This window comes from Rouxiella silvae (assembly GCF_002093625.1).
Classification (GTDB): Bacteria; Pseudomonadota; Gammaproteobacteria; order Enterobacterales; family Enterobacteriaceae; genus Rouxiella; species Rouxiella silvae.
This window is the reverse complement of the sequence record NZ_MRWD01000015.1, coordinates 65,114-77,410: the sequence shown is the minus strand read 5'-3', so window position 1 is coordinate 77,410 and position 12,297 is coordinate 65,114. Positions and strand designations below refer to the sequence as shown.

11 protein-coding genes are annotated in these 12,297 nt (G+C 51.6%); 3 read left to right on the top strand and 8 right to left on the bottom strand.

Annotated elements, in window-relative coordinates:
* Nucleotides 1-16 precede the first annotated feature (16 nt).
* The 6 genes from BS639_RS08285 to BS639_RS08260 form a co-directional block, all read right to left on the bottom strand.
* Nucleotides 17-484: a GlcG/HbpS family heme-binding protein gene (locus tag BS639_RS08285; protein ID WP_084982807.1), complete on the bottom strand. Its 468-nt coding sequence runs from the start codon at nt 482-484 to the stop codon at nt 17-19.
* A gap of 449 nt (nt 485-933) precedes the next feature.
* Nucleotides 934-2,067 (bottom strand): M20 family metallopeptidase, encoded by a 1,134-nt coding sequence (locus BS639_RS08280; protein ID WP_084982806.1) that lies wholly within the window; start codon nt 2,065-2,067, stop codon nt 934-936.
* 24 nt (nt 2,068-2,091) lie between these two features.
* A complete protein-coding gene (locus BS639_RS08275; protein ID WP_084982805.1) occupies nt 2,092-3,177 on the bottom strand; it encodes a phosphotriesterase family protein in 1,086 nt (361 codons plus the stop codon).
* 3 nt (nt 3,178-3,180) lie between these two features.
* Nucleotides 3,181-4,179: an ABC transporter permease gene (locus BS639_RS08270; RefSeq protein WP_162287710.1), complete on the bottom strand. Its 999-nt coding sequence runs from the start codon at nt 4,177-4,179 to the stop codon at nt 3,181-3,183.
* Between the two features lie 29 nt (nt 4,180-4,208).
* Nucleotides 4,209-4,964, bottom strand: coding sequence for an ATP-binding cassette domain-containing protein (locus BS639_RS08265; RefSeq protein ID WP_162287709.1), 756 nt, complete (start codon nt 4,962-4,964; stop codon nt 4,209-4,211).
* Between the two features lie 479 nt (nt 4,965-5,443).
* Nucleotides 5,444-6,466, bottom strand: a complete 1,023-nt coding sequence (locus BS639_RS08260; RefSeq protein WP_084982802.1) for a LacI family DNA-binding transcriptional regulator — start codon at nt 6,464-6,466, stop codon at nt 5,444-5,446.
* Nucleotides 6,467-6,948: 482 nt separating this feature from the next.
* Between BS639_RS08260 and BS639_RS08255 the strand changes: the two genes are divergently transcribed.
* The gene (locus BS639_RS08255) at nt 6,949-7,854 is read left to right on the top strand and encodes an ABC transporter substrate-binding protein (protein ID WP_228779677.1); all 906 of its coding nucleotides are present in this window, start codon (nt 6,949-6,951) and stop codon (nt 7,852-7,854) included.
* Between the two features lie 325 nt (nt 7,855-8,179).
* Here the strand turns inward: BS639_RS08255 and BS639_RS08250 are convergent, their stop codons facing one another.
* Nucleotides 8,180-9,076 carry a ribokinase gene (locus BS639_RS08250; protein WP_084982801.1) on the bottom strand — a complete coding sequence of 299 codons (897 nt, stop codon included), beginning with the start codon at nt 9,074-9,076 and terminating at the stop codon, nt 8,180-8,182.
* 27 nt (nt 9,077-9,103) lie between these two features.
* On the opposite strand from BS639_RS08250, the gene BS639_RS08245 reads away from it, so the two are divergent.
* Both BS639_RS08245 and BS639_RS08240 read left to right on the top strand, forming a co-directional pair.
* Entirely contained in the window at nt 9,104-9,946 is an 843-nt protein-coding gene (locus tag BS639_RS08245; RefSeq protein ID WP_084982800.1) for a BtpA/SgcQ family protein, read from the top strand.
* Nucleotides 9,947-9,949: 3 nt separating this feature from the next.
* Complete coding sequence (locus tag BS639_RS08240) at nt 9,950-10,603, top strand: TenA family protein (protein ID WP_084982799.1); 654 nt, start codon at nt 9,950-9,952, stop codon at nt 10,601-10,603.
* Between the two features lie 77 nt (nt 10,604-10,680).
* Here BS639_RS08240 and BS639_RS08235 read toward each other — a convergent pair whose 3' ends face one another.
* Nucleotides 10,681-12,231 carry a serine hydrolase domain-containing protein gene (locus tag BS639_RS08235; protein ID WP_084982798.1) on the bottom strand — a complete coding sequence of 517 codons (1,551 nt, stop codon included), beginning with the start codon at nt 12,229-12,231 and terminating at the stop codon, nt 10,681-10,683.
* Nucleotides 12,232-12,297 lie beyond the last annotated feature (66 nt).

Genomic DNA, 12,297 nt, shown 5'->3' with positions numbered 1-12,297 from the left:
TTTCTTCCGTTAAGAGTTACTTCAAGACGCTCGCGGCGGTTTCAGAGGCCTGATTGTCAATGTCCTGTTTTGGCGTACTTACGCCCACTGCGCCCACCACTTCACCCGACAGCGTGAGCGGGTAACCGCCACCCAGGGGTACGGCATGCGGAATAGCCAGCACGGTTGTTTCCCCGCCCTGTAGACGTTGCATGAATTTCAACGAAGGGGCGTGATACAGCGCCGAAGTCTGCGCTTTGCCAATAGCGGCGTCGACACAGCCCGCAGGAGAACCGTCGAAACGGTCAAATGCCAGCAGTTTTCCGTCGGCGTTGACCACGGCAACGCAGCCGGCGCTGTGTTGCTGAGCCAGCGTGGTTTTCACACTGTTAATAACCTGATGAGCCTGGGTGTTATCGAGTTGTGGATGCAACGCAGCCATCACACAGGGGCTTGTTAACAGCACACCGGCTGCGCAAATGATGGAGAGAAGGCTCTGTTTCATGATCTGTTCCAGTTACAAAATGAGTAGAGTGATTGAATCAAAAGGTTCGCAATGCCCGAGTTGTGATCGAGATATTTATAAATGTTTCCCGGATGTTAATTCACTTCTTTTAAGGGGTGAATAGATGGTTTCGTAAGTAAAGTAATTAATTATGGGGTTTTTGGGTTAATTTAGTTAAAAAATAGGCTGAAAGCCTTATGCTACTTGGGGTTAAGCAAATTGTGCTATTGCGAACCAAGTGATACGTAATGGCCTAGTAAAATTCTAAAATGTGAACTAAACGGCCTGAAAATGTTGCAGATGAGATGAGATGAGATGAGATGAGATGAGATGAGTCAGCAGGTTGATTGAAATGACTGATAGCCGCAAAGCGCGACTGGCATCACGCTATTGTGAGGGGCGAAAAGGGCAAAAAAAGGGTACAAACGCAGGATAACAGCAATTGCCTATCAGCCTGGTTGAGAAAACTCGCCAATCAGGCGTTGATAAAGTGCCACGCACGCAGCCAAGCTTTGCACATCGCAATATTCATCGGTTTGATGTGCCATGTTCGGTTCTCCTGGGCCAAGAATAACACAGGGAGGATTACCCACGGCGTTGAGCAACACGGCTGCGTCGGTAAAATAGGGCACAATGCGCGGCGTAATTGGCTCGGCGTGAAGCGGTTGGCAGGCGTCTATCACGCGCTTGATCCATGGATGCAGGCTGTCGGTGAGCACGGCAGGCAGGTCAACCAACGCAGTGATGGTTACAGCGTCACTTAAGTGATTTTGTAATCTATTGATCAGTGCAGGATGCACTACACTCGGATCAGTACGCAGGTCAACGTCAAAGCTGGCGTGGTCCGGCACCGAGTTTATATTCAGCCCGCCGCGAACAGTCCCCACGTTTAACGTCGGTTTTTTCATTAACGGATGCGGCGGACCGATTTCAAAGCTGCGTATTTTACCAATGGCATCGGCGGCCAGGTAAATCGCATTAATCCCCAGTTCGGGCATCGCGCCGTGTGCCGTTTTACCCTGTGTTTCGCAGCGCAACCACAGCGCCCCTTTATGGCCTATGATCGGGTAGTTGGCCGTAGCTTCACCGACAATCACTGCCGCCGGGCGAGGTAAATCAACCGATGGATCGCCGATAAGCGCCCGCGCGCCGTCGCAACCGGTTTCTTCACCTCCCGTTAATAGCAGCACGACGCCGCAGCCTGCGCGAATGGCCTCGCGCTGATTAATGCAGGCAACGATAAATGCCGCAACGGCTGCTTTCATGTCGCTGCTGCCGCGGCCAAAAATTTTACCGTCGACAATATCACCGCCGAACGGTGCGTATTGCCACGGTGTACTGCCCAGCGGCACCGTGTCGAGATGTCCGGAAAAAGCCAGCGGAGCGCCTGAACTGCGGCCTTTTATCCTGGCAATCAGATTCATTCTTCTTACGCCAAATGGATGTTTGCTGACCTCAAATCCCTGAATTTTAAGATAATCGCAGAGCCACAGCAGGCAGTCCTCCTCGTTTCCGGGAGGATTTATGGTGTCAAAAGCCAGCAATTTTTGTGTCAGTTCAATCACAGACAAAGTAGATGGCATGAATTTCCCTGGTGTTGGTGATAATCAAGTGTTGCTAAAAACGCGCTGTGGATTGCCAATCAGCAATTGCTCAAGCTGCTCTCCACTGACGCCGTGGCGGCGCAGGCGGGGAACAAAGTGCTTTAGAATATAACCATAGCCGTGTCCGCCGAAACGGGTCAGCATGGTTTTTAAAAATACATCCTGTGAAAGTAAAACCTGTTTGATAAAACCATCGTCGATAAGCTCACGAATAGCGCGGGCGTTCTCTTCGTCTGAGGGGGATTGTGCGCTCTCATCGGCATAAAAATAGCTCATGCCAATCATGTCGTACTCTAAAAATGCGCCACGTTCTGCCAGCGTGCGTTGATATTTTTTGTCGGCAAAGCTTGGATTCATATGGCAAAGCACGGTGTGATTAAGATCAGCGCCTTCTTCGGCCAGCACGTCCAGTACCTTATGACCCAGCCTTTCCCAGCCGGGTAAATGCACCTCGAGCGGCACGCCGGTGGCGGCACTGGCTCGTGCAGCCGCGCGCAGCGATTTTTCTTCATTGGCGGTAAAGGCGCTGGAAACGCCAATCTCGCCAATGAGTCCGGCAATAACTTCCGGCTTGTCGTCAAAACCGCCAACGTCATAAATTATCTGTTCGGTCAGCGTTTCCAGAGAATGCGTTTTCACATAGGCCGGATGAGAAGGTTCGAGATAAAAGCCAGTGCCCATAATAATGTTCAGGCCCGTCAAGCGTGAAATGCGCTGTAGCGCTTTAGGGTCACGACCAATGCCCAGATTAGTCGGGTCGACCACGCTTTGACCGCCCTGAGCCTTAAATTTCATTAACTCTTCGGTAGCCAAATCAGCGTCAAAAAGTTGGCAGTTATCGCGGCTGGCCAGCGGGTTTAACGACAGTTCGCCAAGATTTTCGATTTTTACCGGCATCTCGGCAATGTGGCGATCGCTGCAACAGCAGGGCGCCACCCACTTTCCCGACGCATCGAGCAAAATATGTTCGTGCATTAACGTCACGCCCAACTCGCTCACCGGTATGGGCCCCAGAACCGTATTCACAAAGCCGCTGGAAACGCCCAGCGGGAAAGGGTCGGCGTGACGGAATATTGAATGCTTATTCATTGACTACCCCTTGCTCGTTCGAACCGGGTTAAAGATGCGGGTGTTCAGCCAGATAGCCAGCAAAATGATCAGGCCGGTGGCAATCTGAGTATAAAACGGCGACATGTGCGAGAGGATCAGCCCGTTTTGAATCACCGCAATCGACAGCGCGCCAAGCAGGGTGCCGATAATTGTACCAAAACCACCAAACAGGCTGGTGCTGCCCAATACCACGGCGGCAATCACCTGTAGCTCAAAACCTTCACCCTGATTTGATGAACCGCTGCCAAGACGTGCGGTAATAATCATCCCGGCCAACGCCGCAGACATGCCGCTTAACACATAGACCCAAAGGGTGATTGAACGAGTATTGACCCCTGCACGGCGCACGCCCTCAGCGTTGGCACCGATGGCAGTCACGTAGCGGCCAAAACGGGTGTGGTTCAACAAAACGTGGCCAAGCCCCAGCGCCAGCACGCCAAGAATTGCCGGCAGCGGCAGTCCTAGCACCCAAGCGCGGCCGAGCCAAATAAAGTCGCTCCCGGCGGGCAGTGGAATGGAGTATCCCTGGGTCATCAGCAGCGCCACGCCGCGAATAACGGCTAATGTAGCAAGGGTGACGATGAAGGCAGGAATTCCTTCATAGGCAATAAAATAGCCATTAATGGCGCCGATCAGTCCGCCGAGCGCCAGACCCGCCAGCAGTACCACCGGCCAAGGCCATCCCCAGTTGTTAAGCGCAATCGCCGAAAGAGCGCCCACCAGCGCCAGCGTAGAGCCTACGGATAAATCAATGCCACCGGTTGTGATAACTAACGTCATCGCCGCCGCCACAATCAGTAACGGCGCGCTCTGACGCAGTATATTCAACCAGTTGTATTTGCTTAAAAAATCATCGGTGGCAAACGAGAACACTACGCAGCAAAAGATAAAGAAAACCGCAATGCTGACCACGCCGGAATGATTGTGCAAAATGCGGCGCGACAGCGAATGTTTAATCAGTCGTGGACTGGACATATTCATAATGCTCATGGGCTTACCTTTTGAAAGACTCAGTGATGAACGGTTTCACGAGCCGAATGTGCCTCGAACTTTTGCCCGACGATCAGATTAACGATGTCAGATAAACTGGTGTCTGCTATTTTTCGCTCGGCTACGTTGGTGCCTTCGTACATCACCATGATGCGGTCGCACACCAGGAACAGATCCTGTAGACGATGGGTTATCAGTATTACGCTGACCCCACGGGCACTAACGCGTCTGATTAACTCCAGCACGGCTTCTACTTCGGCAACGGCCAGTGCGGCGGTGGGTTCATCCATAATTAATACTTTGGGTTCAAACGCGGCCGCGCGGGCAATGGCAATCGCTTGACGTTGCCCCCCTGAAAGATTACGCACCAGCAGACGGGTATCAGGGATCGAGATCCCCAAGCCTTTCAGCATTTCACGTGCCTCTTCGTGCATTTTTTTCTCATCGAGAAACGGAATGCCCAGTAGGCGAGTTTGTGGTTCACGGCCCATGAACAGGTTACCGGCCACGTTAACCGTATCGCACAGCGACAGGTCCTGATAAACCATTTCAATATGGCAGCGGCGCGCGTCTGAAGGGTTGTTGAAATTAACTTCTTCACCATCGATGCACAGTTTTCCGCTGCTGGGCACGACGGCTCCGGCCAGTATCTTGGTTAAGGTTGATTTACCCGCTCCGTTATCGCCTACCAGCCCGAGCACTTCTCCCGGAGCAAGGCTTAAGTTAACGCCGCGAAGAGAGCGGATCGAACCATAGGTTTTGGTGATATTAATCATCTCCACCCTGGGTGTGCCTGCAAGGTCTCTTGACATAAATCTGCTCCATCACAAAGGGGATGGCGGGTCGCACATTCGGTGAACGTACCACCGTGTCTGTATACAACAGATTTGCCGTTACTGGTCATTTCCGATTTTTCTTTCCTTGTAAACCGGTTTACCCAAATGACAAAAATAACGGCGACCTGTTTTCCCGCTCAGCCGATTAACAAAATAGTGAGTGTGGATATCTGAATCGCCGAAAATGAATTTGCAGTAAGCGTGCCAATATTTGCACAAAAGTCGTTTGGCGGGGGGATTTGCTGGGAAAAGGTTGTGCAATAAACTGAATAAAAACAATGAGCTAATTCTTGTGAAAAATATTTTACGCTGAGCCATATTTTTCACAATTGGTTTTGTAAAAATGCTACCCAAGTGAGGGCGTACAAAAAATAAGCTGCTCTAAAACGGTGCAATAGCGCCGTCGTGGGGCAGCGTTGTCAAGGTTTCGCTCGCCAGTGAGCCACTGAATCTCTGGAGATTAACTCGACGGGAATTCTCGATACGCGACTGACGTTTTCGTCATCGTTAAGCAGTTTGACCAGTGTTTCAACCGCCGTTCGCCCAAGCTCGCGTGCGGACTGGCGAATGGTAGACAGCCGGGGAGTGATCAGGTCTGAATAAATTGCGTCATCAAAACCGACCAGCGACAGTGAATCCGGTACGCTTAGGCCGTTGGCGCGCACGCCGTCAAGTAAACCAAGTGCCAGATAATCACTGGCGGCGAAAATTGCGCTCGGCGGAGTAGGCAAGGCAAGCAGCGTTTCTAGCGCCAGTCGGCCAAAACCGCGATCATAATCGCCATACAGCACTAACGCCGGGTCGTAACTTATGCCACTTTTTACCAATGCCTGTCGATAACCCTGATGCCTTTCGCGCACGCTCATCAACTCGTCCGGGCCACCGACAAACGCAATGTGACGATGTCCCGCGTCGATTAACGCCTGGGTGGCGAGTTCGCCACCGTGCACGTTGTCAGAAAATACCTTGGGCACGTCGCAGCCCGGCACATCTTCATCAATCAGCACCACATGGCGCTGGCCTTTTAGCTCAAGGCAGAGCTGGCCATTATCAGGGCGATTGGTGGTAAAGAGCAGGCCGTCGACCTGGCGAGTGTCGAGCCAGCGGATAAACTGGCACTCTTTCTCGAGATTATTTCGCGTAACGCACAGCACCAGGCTGTATTTGTGTTCAGATGCCGCCTCTTCAGCCGCATCAGCCAGTTCGGCGAAGAACGGGTTGGCAATATCAGGCAATACTAAACCAATAGTTTCACTGCCGCCCATGCTCAAACGTCGCGCAAGGCTATTGGCTCGATAACCTAGAGTGTTGATTGCGTGTTCAATGCGCTCCACCGTTTGCTGTGGCAGCACAATGCTGTTGTTGAGATATCGTGATACGGTGGCTTTGGAAAGCCCCGCCATTTGTGCAACGTCGGATAACACTACCCGTTTAGTGGCCATAATTTCTCTCTGCTGTCCTGGCGGATGGGCCTATATCAACTAGGCTAATTGACTCTACGGGCGACATCAAGACAGCATATGCCAAACGCAACGACAGCGGGTCATTTCTTGCCACTGTCACGGACTTTTTGTCACCAACCAAGAACACGGCTGAAATTTTATACTTGACAATTTATCTCGGCCGATTAATTGTAATTGACAGTTTACCCGCATTACCGTTTTATCGAAAAAGCGTCGTTTGGAACGTCACTCTTCGAATTCTTCGCCGTAAATTCTGATATCTGATCCGCCCAAAAATAACCCTGACAGGTCCATGTCACGGGAATTGCGCCGATTTTTTCTGCGCGAATTCCTTTGGCTATGCCTGCTGGTATTTCTTATTGTCCTCTCTTATTTTATAGGATGTCATTATGTTGACCAACACCGGTAAGAAAAATGTTGCAGTGCAGATGAATAAATTCGCGCGTTCGACACTGGCAGCAATGACGTTGAGCCTATTATTTTCAAGCAGTGTTTGGGCGAAAGAAGCACCGACCTATGCGATGGTGCAAATTAACCAGCAGGCACTGTTTTTTAATCAGATGAATAAAGGGGCCGCCGAAGAAGCCAAAAAGTCTGGGGCCAAGCTGATTATATTTAATGCCAATGATAATCCCGTTGCGCAAAATGATGCGATTGAAAATTATATCCAGCAGGGCGTGAAAGGGATTATGGTTGATGCCATCGACGTTAACGGAATTATGCCTGCCATTGCCGAAGCGGCAGCCAAAAATATACCGGTGATTGCGATTGATGCCGTATTGCCAGCGGGCCAGCAGAAGGCGCAGGTTGGCGTCGATAATATTAAAGGCGGCGAAATATTGGGTAACTACTTTACCGATTATGTCAAAAAGAATATGGGCGATAAAGCCAAAGTTGGGATCGTCGGCGCGTTAAACTCAGCGATTCAGAACGACCGCCAAAAGGGTTTTGAAAATACGCTTAAGGGTCACAGCGGCATTAGCGTCGTTGGCGTGGTTGATGGGCAAAATATTCAGGACAATGCCTTAACGGCGGCTGAAAACTTAATTACCGGCAACCCGAGCATGACCGCAATTTATGCCACCGGAGAGCCAGCACTGCTGGGTGCCATCGCCGCCGTTGAGAATCAGGGCCGTCAGAAAGACATTAAGGTCTTTGGTTGGGACCTGACCTCTAAGGCGATCTCAGGCATAGACCAGGGCTACGTCACCGCCGTATTGCAACAAGACCCGCTAAACATGGGCGTTGAAGCCGTCAAAGCGCTGAATAAAGTCGTCGCAGGACAAACTGTAAATAAAGTGATTTTGGTACCGGCCACTGTGGTCACCAAGGCAAACGTAGATAAGTTTCGCGCTGAGTTTAAATAAAAATTACCCGTCGTCATTTCGGCTGCAGCGGCGTTGGCTGCATTCGTTAACCCCAGTCACTTACCTGTGTAAGCTCTTGGGGATTAACTTACTGGCCGCCTTGCTGCCACCGCAATGACTTAGGGTAATTATGAGGTTAATTGCGGCTGCAGCGGCGTTGGCTGCATTCGTTAACCCCAGTCACTTACCTGTGTAAGCTCCTGGGGATTAACTTACTGGCCGCCTTGCTGCCACCGCAATGACTTAGGGTAATTATGAGGTTAATTGAGGCTGCCGCGGCGATGCTGCCTCGCTGCTGCTTGGAAGGGCGAGTGCAGCCCGGTCATTATTTAAGTATTTGTACAAGTTCGATTTGCGTGGGGAAGGCGCTCAGGGTCCCGGTTCTGCCGATGGTAATAGAGGAAGCCCGTGCCGCACGGTGCAGGTCTGCGGCGGTGAGGGGCGATTGGCGCAGCAGCGAAGAGGCGAGCATCACCGCGAGAAAAGTGTCACCGGCGCCGGTGGTATCTTTAACGCTTACCGGCTCTGCGGCGACGCGCGTGACACCTGTGGCATTGAGCAGCATTGAGCCTTCTGCGCCAAGGGTAACCACGGCCTGTCCCACGCCTGCATTGAGTAGCGCGTGGGCGGCAAGCAGAATATCGTCTGCGTGGCCGAGCCGCTGTGCTTCGAGCTGATTGACGACTAGGATGTCAATCAACGGCAGCAGTTCAGCAAAGGTGTCTTTTACCGGCGAAGGGTTAAATACAGTAGTCAGCCCTTTCTGCCGGGCAAGGCTAAAAATAGCCTCCGTTTTTTGATGGCTAAAGTTTCCCTGTTGTAATACCACGTCGCCGGGTTTGGATAATAACAATTCTTGCTCGATATCATTAATTGATAATGCATCAGCGGCAGTGGTGGTGGTGATGTTAGCATTATCTCCGTCGGCGCAGTTTAATATTAGTGAGGTGTCGGTTCGACAATCTCTGGGTGAGTTTGGCCGTAAAGTAAGACGCTCTTGCTCTATTTTTTCCTTACACCAATGGCCTTGGTTATCATTGCCAATGGCGGCAATTAGGATCGTGTTAATGCCACAGCGCGAAAGGATAATTGCCTGATTGGCCCCTTTTCCACCAAGGTCTTGATGGGTTTTAGCACCGTGAATAGACGATCCTTTTTGCGGTAAATCATTAATTAAATAGGTTTCGTCAACACTGATGTTGCCGATAACGAAGACTTGCATAATATATTCCTTGAGGAGAGTAATACAATGGCGTCTATATCAGCAGAAAAAACCAGTGCAATACAAGAGATATTTTCAAGAAGTAAAGCAATAATTGGTGTAGTGCACTGCGAGCCTTTTCCTGGCTCGCCTAATTATCGCGGAAAATCGATTAACCAAATAATGGATGTTGCCCTAAGTGATGCGCAGGCTTATTTGTCCGGGGGGGTTCACGGATTAATTATCGAAAATCACGGTGATGTTCCTTTTTCTAAACCGGAAGATATCGGTTATGAAACTGCGGCGTTTATGTCAGTGATTACCGACAGGATTAAAAAAGAGTTTGGCTGTCCGCTGGGCATTAACGTATTGGCGAATGCGGCTATTCCCGCGTTGGCTACTGCGCTGGCAGGTGGCGCTGATTTTGTTCGTGTAAACCAGTGGGCTAATGCCTATATCGCTAACGAAGGTTTCATTGAGGGTGCGGCGGCAAAAGCGCTGCGCTATCGCGCCCAACTGCGGGCCGAACATATTAAAGTCTTTGCCGACAGCCACGTTAAACACGGTAGCCACGCCATTGTCGCTGACCGCACAATCACCGAACTGACCCGCGACGTAGATTTTTTCCAGGCAGATGCGGTTATTGCCACCGGCCAGCGCACCGGTGACAGCGCCACTATGGATGAGATTGACGAAATACGTGCCGCCACCTCACTGCCGTTGCTGGTGGGTTCAGGCGTAACCCCTGATAATATCTGTCAAATTTTGCAGCGTACGCAGGGCGTGATTGTCGCCAGCACTCTGAAATACGGCGGCGTATGGTGGAATCAGGTTGAGCCGGAAAGAGTTAAACACTTTATGTCGGTGGCTCAGGCCGAGCTCGGAGAATAAGTCATGTCACAGCAGCCAAGCTTCACCGATCGTTTACTGAGCGAGAATCAGGGTGTTTGGCAGGCGATGCAGCAGCACCGCTTTGTTACCGATATCGAGCAGGGCATTTTGCCGACAAAAGTGTTCAATCAGTATCTGGTGTTCGAGGGCGATTTTGTGGCAACCGCCATCGAAATTTTCTCGTATGCCGTTATTAAAGCACCCGATATTACCCATCGCCGCTGGTTGATTGGCGTGTTGGACGCGCTGGCCAATGAGCAAATCGCCTATTTTGAACGGGTGATGGCGCACAGAGCCGTCACTCCTGAAAGTTACGTGCGCGGCGCGCCCGAGGTTTATCGCTTTAGTCAGGGCATGCTGCGGGTGGCCGAAACGGGCAGCTACGCACAAATACTCACGCTGATGTTTGGCGCAGAATGGATGTATTACCATTGGTGCAAGCGGGTGAGTCAGGCAGAAATTGCCGATGCCGACGTTAAGGAATGGGTAGTGATGCACGCCGAGGAAACCTTCATCAATCAGGCCAGCTGGTTGAAGGTCGAGTTGGATAAGTGCGCGGCCACTCTCGGCGAAGCACAGCAGGTCCAGCTTTCAGGTTTATATGCACAAGTATTGCAGTGGGAGATTGATTTTCACAGCGCGGCGTATTTGTCCTGAGCCATGACCCAAGTGATAAAAAACCCCTTGCTCAGTGACCTGAATAAGGGGTTTTTATTGCCAATACGCAGCCTAAATTACGCCGTCGGTTCCCAACTAATGCGGCACTCGTCGCGGCGGAAGGTCAAAACGCGGCTGCGATTAGAAATCAGCTGCACGTTGTAACCCTGGAAATAAAGGCAGAACGATTTTTCCCACGGGCCGTCCGGCATGCTCACCAGCAGTCGCCCTTGGCCTACCGATGTCAGCGTTCCACTGGCACGTAGCGGGCCAACACCCATCATTAACTTGTCGCCCTCAATATCGAACGCCGCCTTTGACTCGGGATGGAACCAGCGGCCCTGAATGAGATGCAGGCAATCATTCGGTTCTATCGGTGTGAAATAGCGCTTCGCCAAGCCAATTTCACCTTCTATAGCGCTGCCTTTCATCTGTAAACGCATTGGCAGGTGGGCCGAAAGTGAAACCGCACTGCCGTCCTCACCCTGATAAAGATTCTCGGCTGCACCCAAATAGCTGGCGACGCCGTCGGTAACGTTAAGCCAATAAGGTTCGGCCTGGCTGGCATACAGTCCATTGACGAGTGCCGTACTTCTTGCCGGAAGCGGGGTATCGAGAAGGGCGGACATCACCTCGAGCAGCGCCGTGTAGGAGGCAGTATCTTCGCGATTCGACACCAGCGCCACGCCAATTTTATGCTCAGGATGCAGCAGGAAATAGGTTTTGTATCCAGCGTGAGATCCGCCGTGTCCCAATAACTGATGGCGGCCAATCTGGGAATGCGTGATGCCTAATCCATAGGCAGTTGGCGTGCCGTCGTTGAGCGCGCGAGGTTGGCTTAAGTGCTTAAGAACGCCGGCACCGGGGCCGCTGTCTTTTAACAGGCTTTGCAACCAGCTCGACAGCGAACGCAAACTGCCGGTCAGGCTGCCCGACGCCGAAAGGTGCAGACCGGCGCTGGAGGTTTTCCAGCCATCTGCGGACTTCCAATAGCCGGGCGTCAAATTAGGGACAATATCAAACCAGGTTTCAGGGGCGTGGAAAGCAATATCAAGCGGTTGAGCAATATGCCTTTGCAGCAAGTCTTCGAACAAAATGCCTTTCTGTTTCAGAATGGTTTCGACTAAACGATAGCCGGTGTTCGAATAAGAGATTTCGGTCCCCGCAGGGAAATTCAGACTGCCGTCGGTGGCGAGAAAATCAATCAACGTTGCGGCATCGGTGACGTTATAAACCGAAACGCCCAACAGGGAGAGGGTTTCACGGACGTCAGGCAAACCGCCGGTCATGTCCAGCGCCTGACCCACAGTGACCTGCGACATCGGCGCTTTTAGCTGGGGTAAATATTGGCCCAGCGTATCGTCGGTCGATATACCCGCATCGCTGCGCAAGAGGGCCAGCGCGGCAAAAATATGCTTAGTTACCGACGCGTAGCGCACAACGCTGTCAATGGCAAAAGGTTCTTTCGTGGTCAAATTCGCCAAACCGCCGCAGGCCTCTCCCTGCAACGTAGCGACGTCGAACAGGGTAATGGCACCGCCCGGTTCACCAGGCTGGTTCCAACGGTCGGCTATTTTTGCTGCTGCAGAGCGTGCTGCTTGCCAATTTACTGAAGCTGTGGAAGTCATTCCTGTCTCCATATTATGCTCTGCCGAACGCCCTGACACTGCGGTCAATGGGCGTTTGGTAGGCTA

Coding starts and splice junctions, on each gene's coding strand:
- BS639_RS08285 (WP_084982807.1), bottom strand. CDS start 484: ATGAAACAGAGCCTTCTCTCCATCATTTGCGCAGCCGGTGTGCTGTTA.
- BS639_RS08280 (WP_084982806.1), bottom strand. CDS start 2,067: ATGCCATCTACTTTGTCTGTGATTGAACTGACACAAAAATTGCTGGCT.
- BS639_RS08275 (WP_084982805.1), bottom strand. CDS start 3,177: ATGAATAAGCATTCAATATTCCGTCACGCCGACCCTTTCCCGCTGGGC.
- BS639_RS08270 (WP_162287710.1), bottom strand. CDS start 4,179: ATGAATATGTCCAGTCCACGACTGATTAAACATTCGCTGTCGCGCCGC.
- BS639_RS08265 (WP_162287709.1), bottom strand. CDS start 4,964: ATGATTAATATCACCAAAACCTATGGTTCGATCCGCTCTCTTCGCGGC.
- BS639_RS08260 (WP_084982802.1), bottom strand. CDS start 6,466: ATGGCCACTAAACGGGTAGTGTTATCCGACGTTGCACAAATGGCGGGG.
- BS639_RS08255 (WP_228779677.1), top strand. CDS start 6,949: ATGACGTTGAGCCTATTATTTTCAAGCAGTGTTTGGGCGAAAGAAGCA.
- BS639_RS08250 (WP_084982801.1), bottom strand. CDS start 9,076: ATGCAAGTCTTCGTTATCGGCAACATCAGTGTTGACGAAACCTATTTA.
- BS639_RS08245 (WP_084982800.1), top strand. CDS start 9,104: ATGGCGTCTATATCAGCAGAAAAAACCAGTGCAATACAAGAGATATTT.
- BS639_RS08240 (WP_084982799.1), top strand. CDS start 9,950: ATGTCACAGCAGCCAAGCTTCACCGATCGTTTACTGAGCGAGAATCAG.
- BS639_RS08235 (WP_084982798.1), bottom strand. CDS start 12,231: ATGACTTCCACAGCTTCAGTAAATTGGCAAGCAGCACGCTCTGCAGCA.